Source organism: Microbacterium sp. (assembly GCF_035687345.1).
Taxonomy (GTDB): domain Bacteria; phylum Actinomycetota; class Actinomycetes; order Actinomycetales; family Microbacteriaceae; genus Microbacterium.
The window spans coordinates 1-14,934 of the sequence record NZ_DASRXZ010000120.1 but is presented as its reverse complement, the minus strand read 5'-3'; the positions used below and the strand labels follow the sequence as shown (position 1 = coordinate 14,934).

Sequence of the window (14,934 nt, the reverse complement as noted above, 5' to 3'; positions counted from 1 at the left end):
ATTCGATGCACGCGAATCAAACCCGCGGGCGCTTCCAGCGTGCCCCTTCGCGACGCGGGTGGCAAGATCGGCGACAAAATTCTCACGAATCTCGTATGCAATACCGAGTGCGCGTTACCCTCGAATCAGCAAACCGAGGACTCGGGGGCGAAGACGCCGCCGTGTCGAGATGCCCGGAGGCGTCGAGGCCGGCGTCAGGGCGGACGCAGCGAGAGAGGAACGGCGGATGACCGATCTGGCGGTGGAGTCGAGGGAGAGCCCGGCGCGCGCTGACCTGACTCAGCAGCTGCGCGACGCGATCCTCGGCGGCGAGTTCGCACCCAACCAGCGCCTCATCGAAGCCGACATCAGCGAGCGCTACGACGCCTCCCGAGCGTCGGTCCGTCTCGCACTGCTCAACCTCACCAGCGAGGGGCTGGTCGAGCGCCTGCCGAACCGCGGCGCTCGCGTACGCGCGATCAGCGTGAAGGAGGCGATCGAGATCGTCGAGGTGCGCGTCGGGCTCGAGGTGCTGTGCGCGCGCAAAGCGGCCGAGAACCTCACCGACGAGGGCGCCGAGACGCTGCGCACGATCCGGGCGGGGATCACGGATGCGGTCGCGAGCGGCAACCTCGTCGAGTACGCGCGCCTCAACCAGGAGATGGACCGCCTCATCCGTGAAGACAGCGGCCACGAGACGGCCACCCAGCTGCTGGAGAGGCTGCGCGCGCAGTCGGCCCGCCACCAGTTCCGGCTCGCGTTCCTCCCGGGACGCGCCACGCAGTCGGCGCCCGAGCACATCGCGATCATCGACGCGATCCTGGCGCGCGATCCGGATGCCGCGGAGCGCGCGACCCGCGTGCACCTCGAGGGCATCGTCGAGGTGCTGCGCGGCCTCGACTGACGCACCCGCTCGCTGAGCGCCCTTCGACACGGCGCTTCGCGCCCGCTCAGGGACCGACCCGCTTCTCCCTCCCCGGTCGAACGAGAGCGGGGCGGCCCCGAAGGACCGCCCCGCCCGAGTCGCGACTCGACTCAGAGCATCATTCGAAGCTCTGCGCCGTCTCGTAGCCGCGGCCGTTGTACTTCTGCACCTGCACGTCGGCGACGGCGGGCAGGCCGTCGACCGTCGTGTTGATGGTCGAGCCCTCCAGCATGAACGGCGCGTCGAAGCCGTCGATGCTCAGGAGCGCCTCCATGAACGCCTCACGCGTCGGCTCCTCCATCTTCATGAAGGCCTGCTCGAGCACCGAGGCCGCGATCCAGCTCCACACGCAGTGCGGGAAGGCCGGGACGCCGTCCTGGTTCGTGTACTCGCCGAGCGCCTCCATGAACGCCTGGCCCTCTTCGCTCTCCTGGAACGCCGGGCTCGCCGCGGCGCCCGAGAAGGCGACGGTGTAGATGCCCGGGAACGCCGAGCCGCCACCGGGCTCGAGGATCGCCGACGGGCTCGAGGTGTTCGACGGCAGGAACCAGCTGGGCAGCCAGCCGATCTGCTGCGCCTTCTGCAGCGCCGAGATCACGAGCGGCGTGATCGACATCGCGTTGAAGAACACGTCGGCGCCGCTCGCGGCGAGCTCGGTGATCTGCGCGTCGACGCTCGTGTCGGTCGCCTCGTAGGTCAGCTCCTCGACGACCTCGATGTTGTCGGCGCCCTCGATGGCCGACTTGAAGCCCTCGACGTAGCCCTCGCCGTAGTCGTCGTTCTGGTAGAGGATCGCGACCTTGTGCTCGTCGGACGACGACGCGAGCAGCTTGCCGAACGCCTCGCCCTCCTGCTGGTAGATCGGCACGAAGCCGAGCTGCCACGGGCTCTCCTCGCGGTCGCTGAAGATCGGGTCACCCGACATCACGAGAACCTGCGGGAACTCCTCGTCGATCGCCGCCTCGCGCCACGCGCGGTTGGTCGGCGTGCCGAGGCCGATGCCGGCGGCGAAGACGTCGTCGGCGACCATCTGCTGGAAGTTCGCGAGAGCCTTCTGCGGGTCGTACGTGTCGTCGTACGACTTGATCTCGATGGTGCGCGTCTTGCCGTCGCCGAACTCGATGCCCCCGTCGGCGTTCTTGACGCCGAAGTAGGCGAGCGCACCGTCGACGGTGCAGTTGCCGGGTCCGGCGGTCGGGCCCGTGAGCGGGCTCGTGATGCCGAACGTCAGCGACGTGTCGGTGATGCCGGGGCTCGCGGCGGCTTCGCCGCCCCCGTCACCGTCACCGCCGCCGTCGCCGCCGCGTGCGCAGCCGGTGAGGGCCAGCGCGACGACCGACGCCATCGCGACGATGCCGACGACGCCTTTCTGAGTCTTGCGCATGTTCATGCCTGACCTTGCCTCTCTGTCTTCTCGGGTCCCTCCGTCGCCGCTTCCACGGGGGGAGCGGACGGCGGAGTGGTCTTGGGGATCGCGCCGGTGAACGTGCCCTCGCGGTGCCGGCGGAACCGGCGGAACACGCGAGGCAGGCTCACCAGGCCGCCGGGCAGCACGAACAGCACCGCGAGCAGGATGATGCCCTGGATGATCGCGGTGAGGTTCGGGTCGATGGCGTTCGTCATCTGCGGCACGAGCACGTAGTAGAAGCCGCCGAGGAGCGACCCGACGATGCTCGCCGCACCGCCGATGACCATGGCGGCGACGAGGCTGATCGAGTGCCCGAAGTGGAGCGTCTCGGGCGACGTGTACTGCACCGCGACCATGTAGAGGAAGCCCGCGACTCCGCCGAAGATCGAGGCGATCGTGAATGCGAGCACCTTGTAGCGGTACGGCGAGATGCCCATCGACGTCGCGACGGCCTCGTTCTCCTTCACGATCGCCATCGCGCGGCCGAACTTGCCGCGCACGAGGTTGCGGGCGAGCACGAACGCGATGACGGCGATGACCATGACGATGTAGAACTGCCACTGGTCGTTGTCGAGGCCCGTCCAGTCGGGCGCGCCCGAGAAGCGAGCGGACGTCCCCTGCGAGCCGCCCGTGAAATCGACGAGCCGCTTCGCGAGGGGCACGCCCACGATCGGCAGCGCGATCGTGACCATCGCGATGGCGAGCCCGCCGAGCCGTGCGGCGGCGAGCGCCACGAGGAGGCCGGCGATGCCCGCGACGACGAACGCGGCGATGAAGACGAGGACGATGTTCCAGTCGTTGTTGACGCCCCACGCCGTGACGTAGGCGCCCAGCCCGACGAAGAAGATCTGACCCAGCGACACCTGGCCGGTGTAGCCCATGATGATGTTCAGACCCAGCACGGCGACGGCGTAGACGCCGACGCGCGTGAGCGTCTGGTTCCAGAACACCGGCAGCACGAGTGGCGCGATCAACAGGAGCACCGCCACGACGAGCAGGATGCCGAGGCGAACCCAGCGGTTGCGCAGGAGGTCGGACACAGCGGCCATCAGACTCGCACCACGACTTTCCGTCCGAACAGACCCTGCGGTCGCAGGATCAGGATCACGAAGATGAGGATGAAGGGAACCGCGATCTTCAGGTCGTAGCCGATGAACGGCACGTAGACCGCGGCGAGGTTCTCGAGGACGCCGATGGCCCACGCGGCCACGACGACGCCGATCGGGCTGTTCAAGCCGCCGATGATGACCGCTGCGAGCGCGTACACGAGTGCGGTGTCCATCATCCCGGGGGTGAGCGTCAGCTGCGGGGCCACGAGCGAACCGGCTACGGCGCCGAGCGCGGCCGCCAGGCCCCATCCGACCATGAGGAGCCGGCCGACCGGGAGGCCCGACAGGGCCGACGAGCGCGGGTTGATCGAGACCGCCCGCAGCGCGAGGCCGAGCTTGGTGCCGAGGAACAGCGCCTGCAGCAGCAGCATGATCACCACGATCGAGAGGAACGTGCCGAGCGAGCGCAGGCTCACGGTCGCCCCGAGGATGTTGATGCCACCGAGGGGGAACAGCGACGGGAACTGCCGGTTGTTGTAACCCCAGATGAACGCGCAGATGCCGGTCACGAGCGTCAGCAGGCCGATCGTCACGACGACCGCCGTGTCGGGGTCGCCGCCCTCGAAGCGACGGATCAGAAGGCGCTCGATGATGCCGCCGATCACGAACGAGATCCCGACCGAGATGAGGATCGCGAGGATCAGCGGCACGTTCCACTGCACGAACACGTACGCGATGTACGCCGACAGCACTGCAAGGCCGCCCTGCGCGAAGTTGATGAGTCCCGTCGACTGGTTGACGAGCACGATCGCGAGCGCGAGAGCCGCGTAGATCGAGCCGGTCGACAAGCCGTCGACGACGAGCTGGATGAAGGTCCCCAACGTCAGCCTCCCAGGTAGGCACGACGGATCTCGTCCATGCCCTTGAGCTCGGCGGTGGTCCCCGTCAGCACGTTGCGACCGGTCTCGAGGACGGTCGCCGAGTCGACGAGGGTGAAGGCGAGGTTCGCGTTCTGCTCGACGACGAGCATCGCGATCCCGGATTCGACGCGAAGGCGGCGGATGGCCTCGTACACCGTCTTGGCGGTGCTGGGCGCGAGTCCGAGCGACGCTTCGTCGAGGAGGAGGAGCCGCGGCTTCGCCATGAACGCCCGCGCGATCGCGAGCATCTGCTGCTCGCCGCCCGACAGCGCCGCGCCCGCCGAGCGGATGCGGTCCTTCAGCTGCGGGAAGATCTCGAGACAGTAGTCCATATCGGCGGCGACCTGCTTGCGGTCTTTGCGCATGTACGCGCCGACGCGGAGGTTCTCGCGCACCGTCAGGCCGCCCAGCGTTCCGCGGCCCTCGGGGACGTGCGCGATGCCGAGCGCAGCGACGCGCTCGGGGGAGTACCCGCGGATGCTGCGGCCCTCGAACGTGATCGTGCCGCCCGTGCGCACCATGCCGCTGATGGCCCGCAGCGTGGTCGTCTTGCCCGCCCCGTTCGCGCCGAGGATGCCGACCGCGCCGCCGTCGGGCACCGTCAGCGAGATGCCCTCGAGCACCTGGACGGGGCCGTACGACGCGGTGACCCCCTTGAGCTCAAGCAGCGTCATCGGCCGCGTCCTTCCCGATGTAGGCCTCGATCACGCGCGGGTCGGACTGCGCCTCTGAGGCTGTGCCCTCCATGAGCTTTCGGCCGTGGTCGAGGACGACCACGCGGTCGGTGAGGGCGGCGATGAGGCCCATGTGGTGCTCGACGATGACGATCGTCACGTCGTCCTCGGCGCGCAGGCGCTTGACCGTCTCGATGAGCTGCTCGACCTCGGAGTGCGGAAGGCCCGCGGCGGGCTCGTCGAGCAGGAGGAGCTTCGGGCGCATGAGCAGCGCTCGGCACAGCTCGATGCCCTTGTGCAGTCCGTGCGACAGCTCGTCGGCGTGGAGATGCGCGGCCCACGCGAGGCCGTGTCGCTCGAGCAGCTCCATCGCCTCGGCGCGCAGCTCCTTCTCGGAGCGGGTCATGCGCGGCAGCCGCAGCGACCACTCGACCGGACCCCCGGGCAGGCGCGTGTGAGCGCCGAGCATGACGTTCTCGAGCACGGTCTCGCGGAGCTGGAGCGCGGGGTGCTGGAACGTGCGCGCCAGACCGTGGCGGGCGAGAGCCGCCGGCCGCGAGCCGAGCACTTCGGTGTCGTCGATCTTGATCGAGCCCGAGCTCGGACGGTAATGCCCGCTGATGCAGTTGAAAAGCGAGGTCTTGCCGGCGCCGTTGGGACCGACGAGCCCGAACACCTGCCCGGGCTCGACCTCGAAGCCGACGTCTTCCAGCACTTTGACTCCGCCGAAGTGCAGATTGACATCGCGCAGGGTCAGACGTGCGGCCATCGCCTGCCTTCCTACTCGTCGCTCCGTTGTGCCGATGCGAGGAATCGAGACACCAGGGTCTCATGGCACGTCGATGTGCTCCCCGCGACATCTCGAAAAGTACGTTCCTCGCCCAAGATTGTCAACGATTTTGGATCGACTTCGGGCGACTGTCACTCAATCGTGATCGAGAACGATCGTTGCGCGGGTGGCGACGGATGCGGCATCCGGTTCTGTTCAACGGAAATCGGCGCCTCGATGCGCGTGGTGCGTGCCTAACCTGCTGGCGACATCGAAAGGAAGGTCGACGATGACTACCGAGTCACTCGCTCAGGCGATCGCCCGCGTCGGCAGCCCCGTGGAGCTGCTGCGGAACCAGGACTGGCCCGCGTTCACGTTCCCGGTCGCGCCCGAGTTCACGAACTGGCGCGACGAGCAGCGCGCGTGGAACACGACGGTCGCCCTCATGGACCAGTCGCACCACATGACGCAGCTGTTCCTGCACGGCGCGGACCTCATCCCGATGCTCTCGAGCATCTCGCCGAACACCTTCGCGACGTTCCGCCCGGGCGTCGCGAAGCAGCTCATCTCGGTCAACAAGGACGGATACCTCATCGGCGACGGGATCCTGTTCTACAACTCCGAGGGTCCCGAGGGCCTCGTGCTCATCGGTCATCACCTGCTCATCGACTGGGTGCGGTTCAACGCCGAGAAAGCGGAGGCCGCGGGCAAGGACGTGCACCACCGGCTCGAGGCGAACTCGCACATGCGGCAGGGTCCGCCCACCTTCTACCGTTACGAGCTGCAGGGCCCGCGCGCGAACGACGTCATGGAGAAGGTCTTCGGCGGTCCTGCACCCGACATCAAGTTCTTCCACATCGGCGACGTCGAGATCGCGGGCCGCCCCGTCAAGGCGCTCCGCCACGGCATGGCGGGCCAGCCCGGGTTCGAGTTCTACGGCCCGTGGGAGGACAACGAGGTCGTGCTCGAGGCGATCATGGAAGCCGGCGCGGAGCACGGCATCCGCCGCGTCGGCGCGAAGGCGTACTCGGCGACCCCGCTCGAGGCGGGCTGGGTGCCGACGCCGTTCCCCGCGATCTTCGACGACGACTTCGCCGAGTACCGCGAGTGGCTGCCCGCGGCGCGCGCCGGATCGATCGGCGGATCGCTGTACTCGACCGACATCCACGACTACTACATGACCCCGTACGACCTGGGCCTGGGCAAGTCGGTGCGCTTCGACCACGACTTCCACGGTCGAGAGGCGCTCGAGAAGCACGCCGAGAACCAGCGCCGCCGCAAGGTCACCCTGCTGTGGAACGCGGAGGACGTGGCGTCCGTCGTCCGCTCCCAGCTCGAGCCGGGCACACCCGCGAAGTTCCTCGACTTCCCGAAGGCGCGCTACGGGCTGTACCAGATGGATGAGGTCGTGAAGGACGGTGCGCGCGTGGGCATCTCGACGGATGCCGGGTACGTCGCATACGACCAGCTGTACATGTCGCTCGCGACCCTCGACGTCGACATCCCCGACGGCGCCGAGGTCGAGGTCGTGTGGGGCGAGGACCCGATCTCGCACAAGGCCGCGGTCGACGCGAACCACCGGCAGGTTCGGATCCGCGCGACGGTCGCGCCCGCTCCGTACCACGAGTTCGCCCGGACGGTATACCGCGCGAACGAGTACGCGACGGCCTGAGCCCGTCGCCGACGGCCCGGGGTGTGGGAGCCGCGCCCCGGGCCTCTCCCGATCGGTGGGAACGCCGCTCACACGCCCCGATCGATCCCTCTACGGTCTGGCGGCATGGATGGCGACCATCCCCAGGTCGTCGACATGACTCGATGAGGAGCATCCATGCGAAAGATGAGATATGCGGCCGCGGCCGTCGCGACGGCGGCCCTGGTCGCCTCGACGGCAACGACCGCGAACGCTGCGACGGAACCCGAGGAGAACGTGTTCCTGAAGTCGCACGTGCTGGACGCGTGGTACGAGTACGCCGCATCCGACACGTTCGCGGAGCTGCAGCAGCAGGGCAAGATGGCTACTCCGAACGTGTACCTCGCCGACGTGGCGCGGGGCACCGACACCACGGGGGCCGACCCCGCGGACTACTGGTACGTGCGCAACGGGGTGCCCGACGACGGCGTCACCCTCGCGCCCGAGGCGATCCTGTACGCGAACCTCGAGAGGCTCAAGGCCGCGGGCAAGATCGACGACTTCAACTTCACGCTCGTGATGAACCTGCCTCACTCGGAGAACGTGAGCACCGCCGAGGCGTACGAGTGGATGGACGGCATCCTCGCCGAGGCGGGACCCTCCGACCCCGCCGACGTGCAGCCGGCCACCGGGTGGTGGGACGTCACGACCTACGAAGGCGGCACGTTCGTCGAGTCGGCGAACGGGAGCGTCTCGTCGTCGTCCGACACGGGCATGCGCGAGATCACCGTCACGCTCGACGGGCAGCCGTTCGGCGTGACGCACTACTGGGGCTGGTACGCGGAGACGCCGAACAGCCCGAAGCAGAAGATCAGCATCTACGTGCCGGAGAACGTGCGTGACGACAGCCCGACGTTCTTCCGCACGAACAACGGCGGCTGGACGTCGAACAACTTCGTCGCGACGATCGTGGACGGCGGCTCGTACAACACGGGCAACCTCGCGTTCAACACCGTCATGGGCGGCGGGAACAACAACCCCGCCGTGCTCGGCGAGATCCTCGACCGCGGCATGATCCTCGTGTCGTACGGTGCGCGGAGCATGAACGACGCCCCCGTGAACGGCGAGTACCAGGGTCACTCCCCGGCGACGATGACCGACACGAAGGCCGCGATCCGGTTCCTCAAGTACAACCAGGTCTACGGCGGCCTGCCGGGTGACCCGGAGCGGGTCATCATCCACGGCATGAGCGGCGGCGGCGGCCTCACGACCGCGGTGGCCGCGAGCGGCAACAGCTCGGACTACTTCGAGTCGCTCGCCGAGATCGGCGCCTTGGGCCTGTCTCAGAACGGCGGCGGCTACGCGGATGACCCGGCGGTCGGCGACGACGTGTTCGCGACGTTCTCGAGCGCCCCGATCATCGACTCGTTCCGCGCCGACCACCTGGCGGAGTGGATGTACAACGAGACGCGCCAGAAGATCCGCGACGGCGTGTACGCGAACGAGGCGGGCATCACGAGCGGTCGCAACAATCCGGCCGCGCTCGCCGAGTGGCAGTACCTGAGCGCCGCGGTCCTCGCGCAGAAGGGCGATGACTACACCTACGAGCTCGGTCTCACGCCGGAGTCGGTCAAGCGCACGCTGCTCGACATGATGGAGACCTCGCTCGAACTGACGCTCAACGAGAACAAGTCCTACCGCCCGACGCTCGTCGACGTGTCGACGGTCACGACGCCGGCCGAGGCGAAGGCTGCGCTCGACGTGTTCCTGCGTCAGCAGGACTCGAACCGCGCCGCGAACTGGGCGGGCCTCCCGCTCGACTGGTTCACGGTGACGGGCACGCAGGGCGCCTTCGAGGTCACCATCCCGGACTCGGGCTGGGACGCCCTCACGGAGTACCTGTACTGGGTCTCGCAGTGGACGAAGGGCACGCCCATCTCGACCGCTCAGGGTCTGCCCGCGGGCCTCGGCAAGGGCGGCGCGTTCGCCGGCGGTGAGGGCCTTCTCTTCGGCACGTCGGACGCGCCGTACACGCACCTCAACCAGGTCTCGTGGGCGATGGACCCGACGAACTGGCACCTGTTCGGCGTCGAGGCCAGCACGAACCCCGACACCGCGGCACGCCAGGCCGAGAACCGCGCCATCGCGGTGACGCTGTTCGACGTGCTGCCGGGCCCGAGCTACGAGGTGGTCCGCCGTCACATCGACATCGCGGAGCGGGACGGCGACCTGACGGGCCAGGCTCTGAGCGAAGTGCTGAAGCACGTCGCCCAGGCCGAGAAGCTCGCGGGCAAGGCGTCGTCGAACGCGGTGAAGGCGCAGCTCGACAACGCGATCCGCAAGTCGGGTCTGCCGAGCGACGCCAACGTCGTGAAGGCGATCCAGGCGCTCGCTGACGCGAGCTGAGTCGACACGGATGCGGCGGGGAGTCGGCTTCGGTCGGCTCCCCGCCCACGTGCGGCGGGCGCGGCACACCGCGCCCCCGTTCTCCTGCCCGGACCCCCGCTCTCTGCCCGGATCCCCGTTCTCCGGTAAAAAGGGTCGTCCCGCACATCGGTCGCCCCGGGTTCCGTTCATCGGAACCCGGGGTACGATCGCGCCGGGAGGTCGGGATGGCGCGAGGTTCGGCGGGCGAGTCGGTGCTGCACAAGCACCTGCGCGTGCTCGACGCGTTCGACGCGCTGCATCCGTTCCGCACCCTGACCGAGATCGCGGATGCCGCGGGCCTCGCGATCTCGACCGCGCACCGCCTCGTGCGCGAGCTCGAGCGCGAGGGTCTGCTGGAGCGGTCGCCCGACCGCACGTATCGCCTCGGCGTGCGGCTGTGGGAGTACGCCTCCCGCACGCCCGGCGCGCTCGGACTGCGCGAGCTCGCCCGCCCGTGGCTGGGCGCGGTGCACTCGCGTGTGCGCCAGCACACGCAGCTGGGCGTCCTGAGCGGGCGGGACGTACTGTTCATCGAGCGGATGTCGACGCGCGACGCCGTCGTCAACGCGACGCTCATCGGCGGGCGCATCCCGCTGCCCGTCTCCAGCAGCGGCCTCGTGCTGCTCGCGCACGCGGACCCCGCGCTCATCGACGAGGTCGTCGCCGCCGGGTGGCCGCGGCACACGGCGCACACGATCCGCGACGGCAAGGAGCTGCGCGAGAAGCTGCGCCACGTGCGCGCCGACGGCTTCGCCGTCACTTCGGGGCACATCTACGAGGAGTCGCGCGGCATCGCGGTGCCGGTCATGGGGCCCCACGGAGTCGTCTACGCGGCGATGGGCGTCGTCGTCGCGAACGACGACGCGCCGATCCAGCCGATCGTGGAGGTGCTCACGACCGCGGCGGCGGGCATCACGCGCGACCTGGAGCAGGCGTACCTCCCCGACGCGGGTCCGACGGCGGGCCGCATCCGTCCTCTCGTCAGCACGTCGCCGCGCTCGCTCGAGTACGTGCTCGAGCACGGCCTCGACGCATCCGGCGCCCCGCGCGGCGGCTAGGGTGAGCTTCGGCATGACGACGATCGCGATCCTGGGCCTCGGCGAGGCCGGACGACTCTATGCGACGGGGCTGCGCGCCGCGGGGGCCGTGGTCCGCGGCTACGACCCGTCGATCGACATCTCGGGCGCGGGGGTGCCGCAGGCCGCATCCGTGGCCGAGGCCGTCGACGGCGCCGACGTCGTGCTGAGCCTCGTCGGCGCGCCGGCAGCCGAGGAGGCCGCGCGCGACGCGCTCGCCGCGGCCCGCGGCGAGACCGTGTTCGCCGACCTCAACACCGCCGCCCCGGACGTGAAGCGCCGCATCGCGGCCGAAGCCCGCGAGCGGCGCGTTCCGATGGCGGATGTCGCGGTGCTCGCGCCCGTGCCGCGCGCCGGCCATCGCACGAGGCTCGTCGCGAGCGGCGACGGCGCGCAGCGTTTCGCGGAGCATGTGACGCCCCTCGGCGTGCCGGTCGAGGTCGTCGCGGGTGAGGCGGGGGAGGCGGCCAGGCTCAAGCTGCTGCGGACGGTCTTCATGAAGGGGCTGGCCACGCTGATCCTCGAGAGCGTCGGCGCCGCCCGCGCCGCGGGAGCCGAGGAATGGATGCGCGAGCAGCTCGCGCACGAGCTCGGCCCGGGCGGGCGCGATCTGGTGGAGCGCCTCATCGACGGCACGTACCGCCACGCGGTGCGGCGCGAGATCGAGGTGCGCGACGCGCTCGAGGAGCTCGAGAGACTCGGGGCCGCCGACGACATGACCCGCGCGACGCTCGCGTGGTTCGAGCGCATCGTCGCCGAGCGCGACGCCGACTCGGCCGACGGCTGAGCCTCCAGACGGCGGTCAGCGCGTGAAGGCGCTCCGGCCCGTGAGCGCACGCCCGACGATGAGCGTGTTGACCTCCCGCGTGCCCTCGAACGTGTACATCGCCTCCGCATCCGCGAAGAAGCGCACCGCGTCGTTGTCGAGCAGGATCCCGTTGCCGCCCATCGTCTCGCGCGCGAGCGCGACGGTCTCGCGCAGCCGGTCGGCCGCGATGAGCTTGACGAGGCTGGGGGAGACGTCGTCGGCGATCGGATGCTCCGCCGTCCGCACCGCGAGGGCGAGCGTCTGCGCGATGTTCGCCGCCATCTGCACGAGCTTCTGCTGGATGAGCTGGAACCCGGCGATCGGCCGCCCGAACTGCACGCGCTCCTGCGCGTAATCGATCGCCGCCTTGTATGCGCCCAGCTGCATGCCCGCAGAGCTCCACGCGATGTCGGCGCGCAGTTTGCGGAAGGCGCGGTTGATGTCGGCGAAGCCCTCGATGCGCGGCAGGCGCCGCTCCTCGGGAACGACGACGTCGTCGAGCACGATGTCGGCGTTGTGCACCATGCGCGCGGCGGCCTTGTGCGGGATGACGGTGCGCGTCACCCCGGGCGAGTCGGCCGGGACGACGAACGCGAGAATGCGGTCGCCGTCCTCCTCGCGCGCGATGACGCACAGGTTGTCCGAGATCGTGGCGTTGCCGATCCAGCGCTTCGCCCCGTTGAGGACCCAGCGGTCGCCGTCGCGCCGCGCCATCGTGGTCATGCCGCCGGCGACGTCCGATCCGTGGTCGGGCTCGTTGAGGGCGAAGCATCCGGTGAAGCTGAAATCGAGGATGCCGGGGTCCCACGCCGCGATCTGCTCGGGGCTGGCGCCCGCATGCACGAGCGTTCGGAACATGCCCACCTGCCCGCCGTACGTGATCGACATCGCGAGGTCGAGGCGGCACAGCTCGAGCGTCACGAACCCGCGGTAGAGGGCTCGCAGCGATCCGTCGGCCTGAAGCACCGACGGGTCGTCGAGCAGGTGCAGGTCGGCGATCGGCTTGCGGAAGTCGGCGAGCGACTCGCCGCGCTCCCACCGCTCGACGAGCACCGGCCGCACGTTCTCGTCGAGGTACGCGCGCAGCGCGGAGAGCTTCGCGCGCTCGGCATCCGTGAGGTCGTCTGCGAAGCCGAGCACGTCGCCCGGGTAGTCGAGCTCGGTCACGCCGCGCTCCCCGCATCGAGCCCGAGCAGCTTGACGGCGTTCTCCTTGAGCACGAGTCGCTGGACGTCCTCGGGCAGCTCGAGCCCGGCGAAGTCCCGCAGCCACCGATCGGGGGTGATCGCGGGGAAGTCCGAGCCGAACAGCATCTTGTGCTTCAAGTACGTGCGCGTCGCGCGCACGAGCGCCGGGCTGAAGTACTTGGGCGACCAGCCCGACAGGTCGATCCACACGTTCGCCTTGTGGGTCGCGATCGAGATCGCCTCGTCCTGCCACGGCACGCTGGGGTGGGCGAGGATGATGCGAAGACCCGGATGCCGCGCCGCCACGTCGTCGAGCAGCATCGGGTTCGACAGCCCGAGCCGCAGCCCGAGACCGCCGGGCACCCCCGCGCCGACACCGGTCTGCCCCGTGTGCACGACGATCGGCAGGTCGAGCTGCTCGATCGCGGAGAACAGCGGAATGAACTCGGGCGCCGACGGGTCGAACCCCTGCACGGTGGGGTGGAACTTGAAGCCCTTCACGCCGAGCTCTCCCGCCTGGCGGTGCAGCTCCTCGATCGCGGCCTCGCCCTGCAGGGGGTCGACCGAGCCGAAGGCGATGAGCGTGTCGGCGTTGCGTGCGGCACCCGCCGCGATGTCGTCGATGCTGTTCGGGCGGTGGCCCGAGTTCGTCGTCGCGTCGACCGTGAACACGACCGCCATGAGCTCGCGCACGCGGTAGTACTCGGCCGTCTCGTCGATCGTGCGCGGCGGCTCGCTGCTGCCGAAGTAGCGGTCCATCGCGTCGCGCTGCTCCTGCGACGCGCCGAAATGACCGCTGTCGTCGACCTGGATGTGGACGTGGGTGTCGATCGCGCGGATGCGGTCGAGGGTCATGCGGTGCCTTCCGATACGTTCGCGGCGAGGATCTCGTCGCGGAGCCTGCCGATGTCGACCTTGCCCGTCGGCGAGCGGTCCATCGATGCGCGGAAGACGATGCGCCGCGGCTTCTTGTAACCGGCGAGCATGCCGTCGACGTGGCGGATGAGCTCGTCGGGAGAGACATCCGCCGCCCGCTCGACGACCGCCGTCACGACCTCGCCGAAGCGCGGGTCGGGTGTGCCGAGCACGACGGCGTCGGCGACGGCCGGATGCGACAGCAGCGCCTCCTCGACCTCCAGGGGATAGACCTTCTCACCGCCGGTGTTGATCACGCCGCTGCCGCGACCGAGGAACTCGATGTGCCGGTCGTCCTCCACGCGCACCCAGTCACCGGGGATGACGTGGCGCACGCCGTCGATGACCGGGAAGGTGGCATCCGTCTTCTCCTGGTCGCCGTAGTAGCCGAGGGGGAGCGCGCCGCGCTGGGCGAGCACCCCGAGGGCGCCGGGGCGGTCCTGGATCTCGTTGCGCTGTTCGTCGAGCACGACGGCGGTCGGGAACAGCTTCGGCCGGCCGGGGAGGTCGTGATCGCCCGTCGTGGTGGTGACCGCGAAGCCGCCGCCCTCGGTCGAGGCGAGCAGGTCGTAGATCGAGAGGTTCCCGAGCCGGTGCAGGCCGCGCTTGGTCTCGGGGCTGAAGCGCATGCCCGAGCTCATGATCGAATCCACCGTCGGAAGCCCGAGCCCGAGGCGCTCGGCCGCCTCGACGAGCGGGACGGCGACCGCGTCGCCCGCGACGATGATGCGCGTCGCGCGCGCGTCGTTCGCGAACCGCAGCGCGGCCTCGGCGTCGAGTCGCGCCGACGACGTCACGAGCACCGTGCCGCCGAGCGTCAGCGTGTTCATCGAGGTCGTGAGGGCCGTGCCGTGCATGAACGGCGCGAGCGGGAGGTTCACCATGTGGGGCGTCTCGGGGTCGCTCGCGATCGCGACCGCGTCGCCCGTGGTGTGCGGCCATTCGAGTCCGCTGAGCGAGTAGGTGGCGAACATCTGGACCTCGAACATGTCCTGCTCGTCCCAGCGCACGGCCTTCGGCCGCCCCGTGGTGCCGCCCGTGTAGATCCACAGCTCGGTGCCGTCGATCGCGGCGGCGGGCAGCGGTGCGTCGCCCGCGACCGCGTCCTTCCACGCGAGGCCCGGCGCCTCAGCGGTGTCGTCGTCCGTCACGGAGATGAGGAGCACG

At 69.6% G+C, this 14,934-nt stretch carries 13 protein-coding genes; 5 read left to right on the top strand and 8 right to left on the bottom strand.

Annotation, left to right across the window (positions count from 1 at the left end; all coding sequences use genetic code 11):
* Window positions 1-226 precede the first annotated feature (226 nt).
* A complete protein-coding gene (locus tag VFF97_RS13285; protein ID WP_325033972.1) occupies window positions 227-883 on the top strand; it encodes a GntR family transcriptional regulator in 657 nt (218 codons plus the stop codon).
* A 139-nt stretch (window positions 884-1,022) separates the two neighbouring features.
* On the opposite strand, the gene VFF97_RS13280 is transcribed toward VFF97_RS13285, so the two are convergent.
* The 5 genes from VFF97_RS13280 to VFF97_RS13260 are packed head-to-tail and all read right to left on the bottom strand — an operon-like array spanning window position 1,023 to window position 5,724.
* Window positions 1,023-2,288 (bottom strand): ABC transporter substrate-binding protein, encoded by a 1,266-nt coding sequence (locus VFF97_RS13280; RefSeq protein WP_325033971.1) that lies wholly within the window; start codon window positions 2,286-2,288, stop codon window positions 1,023-1,025.
* A gap of 2 nt (window positions 2,289-2,290) precedes the next feature.
* Window positions 2,291-3,361: a branched-chain amino acid ABC transporter permease gene (locus tag VFF97_RS13275; protein WP_325033970.1), complete on the bottom strand. Its 1,071-nt coding sequence runs from the start codon at window positions 3,359-3,361 to the stop codon at window positions 2,291-2,293.
* Window positions 3,361-4,242 carry a branched-chain amino acid ABC transporter permease gene (locus VFF97_RS13270; RefSeq protein ID WP_325033969.1) on the bottom strand — a complete coding sequence of 294 codons (882 nt, stop codon included), beginning with the start codon at window positions 4,240-4,242 and terminating at the stop codon, window positions 3,361-3,363. The genes VFF97_RS13275 and VFF97_RS13270 overlap by 1 nt, the downstream gene beginning before the upstream one ends.
* 2 nt (window positions 4,243-4,244) lie before the next feature.
* On the bottom strand, window positions 4,245-4,955 hold the full coding sequence (locus VFF97_RS13265; protein WP_325033968.1) for an ABC transporter ATP-binding protein: 711 nt from the start codon (window positions 4,953-4,955) through the stop codon (window positions 4,245-4,247).
* Entirely contained in the window at window positions 4,942-5,724 is a 783-nt protein-coding gene (locus tag VFF97_RS13260) for an ABC transporter ATP-binding protein (RefSeq protein WP_325033967.1), read from the bottom strand. The genes VFF97_RS13265 and VFF97_RS13260 overlap by 14 nt, the downstream gene beginning before the upstream one ends.
* A gap of 289 nt (window positions 5,725-6,013) precedes the next feature.
* Here VFF97_RS13260 and VFF97_RS13255 point away from each other — a divergent pair, with 289 nt between their 5' ends.
* The 4 genes from VFF97_RS13255 (at window position 6,014) to VFF97_RS13240 (ending at window position 11,644) form a co-directional block, all read left to right on the top strand.
* Window positions 6,014-7,396, top strand: a complete 1,383-nt coding sequence (locus VFF97_RS13255) for an aminomethyl transferase family protein (RefSeq protein ID WP_325033966.1) — start codon at window positions 6,014-6,016, stop codon at window positions 7,394-7,396.
* Between the two features lie 156 nt (window positions 7,397-7,552).
* Window positions 7,553-9,760 (top strand): hypothetical protein, encoded by a 2,208-nt coding sequence (locus tag VFF97_RS13250; protein ID WP_325033965.1) that lies wholly within the window; start codon window positions 7,553-7,555, stop codon window positions 9,758-9,760.
* Between the two features lie 206 nt (window positions 9,761-9,966).
* Window positions 9,967-10,839: an IclR family transcriptional regulator gene (locus VFF97_RS13245; RefSeq protein WP_325033964.1), complete on the top strand. Its 873-nt coding sequence runs from the start codon at window positions 9,967-9,969 to the stop codon at window positions 10,837-10,839.
* Window positions 10,840-10,852: 13 nt separating this feature from the next.
* Window positions 10,853-11,644: a DUF1932 domain-containing protein gene (locus VFF97_RS13240; RefSeq protein ID WP_325033963.1), complete on the top strand. Its 792-nt coding sequence runs from the start codon at window positions 10,853-10,855 to the stop codon at window positions 11,642-11,644.
* A 15-nt stretch (window positions 11,645-11,659) separates the two neighbouring features.
* Here the strand turns inward: VFF97_RS13240 and VFF97_RS13235 are convergent, their stop codons facing one another.
* The 3 genes from VFF97_RS13235 to VFF97_RS13225 form a co-directional block, all read right to left on the bottom strand.
* The gene (locus VFF97_RS13235; RefSeq protein ID WP_325033962.1) at window positions 11,660-12,832 is read right to left on the bottom strand and encodes an acyl-CoA dehydrogenase family protein; all 1,173 of its coding nucleotides are present in this window, start codon (window positions 12,830-12,832) and stop codon (window positions 11,660-11,662) included.
* On the bottom strand, window positions 12,829-13,707 hold the full coding sequence (locus tag VFF97_RS13230; RefSeq protein WP_325033961.1) for an amidohydrolase family protein: 879 nt from the start codon (window positions 13,705-13,707) through the stop codon (window positions 12,829-12,831). The genes VFF97_RS13235 and VFF97_RS13230 overlap by 4 nt, the downstream gene beginning before the upstream one ends.
* Window positions 13,704-14,934, bottom strand: a 1,231-nt coding sequence (locus tag VFF97_RS13225; protein ID WP_325033960.1) for an AMP-binding protein, incomplete at its 5' end; no start/stop codon positions are given. The genes VFF97_RS13230 and VFF97_RS13225, both read right to left, overlap by 4 nt.

Bases quoted from the DNA above. Each gene is read 5' to 3' on its own strand.
- VFF97_RS13285 (WP_325033972.1), top strand. From the start codon at position 227: ATGACCGATCTGGCGGTGGAGTCGAGGGAGAGCCCGGCGCGCGCTGAC.
- VFF97_RS13280 (WP_325033971.1), bottom strand. From the start codon at position 2,288: ATGCGCAAGACTCAGAAAGGCGTCGTCGGCATCGTCGCGATGGCGTCG.
- VFF97_RS13275 (WP_325033970.1), bottom strand. From the start codon at position 3,361: ATGGCCGCTGTGTCCGACCTCCTGCGCAACCGCTGGGTTCGCCTCGGC.
- VFF97_RS13265 (WP_325033968.1), bottom strand. From the start codon at position 4,955: ATGACGCTGCTTGAGCTCAAGGGGGTCACCGCGTCGTACGGCCCCGTC.
- VFF97_RS13260 (WP_325033967.1), bottom strand. From the start codon at position 5,724: ATGGCCGCACGTCTGACCCTGCGCGATGTCAATCTGCACTTCGGCGGA.
- VFF97_RS13255 (WP_325033966.1), top strand. From the start codon at position 6,014: ATGACTACCGAGTCACTCGCTCAGGCGATCGCCCGCGTCGGCAGCCCC.
- VFF97_RS13250 (WP_325033965.1), top strand. From the start codon at position 7,553: ATGCGAAAGATGAGATATGCGGCCGCGGCCGTCGCGACGGCGGCCCTG.
- VFF97_RS13245 (WP_325033964.1), top strand. From the start codon at position 9,967: ATGGCGCGAGGTTCGGCGGGCGAGTCGGTGCTGCACAAGCACCTGCGC.
- VFF97_RS13240 (WP_325033963.1), top strand. From the start codon at position 10,853: ATGACGACGATCGCGATCCTGGGCCTCGGCGAGGCCGGACGACTCTAT.
- VFF97_RS13230 (WP_325033961.1), bottom strand. From the start codon at position 13,707: ATGACCCTCGACCGCATCCGCGCGATCGACACCCACGTCCACATCCAG.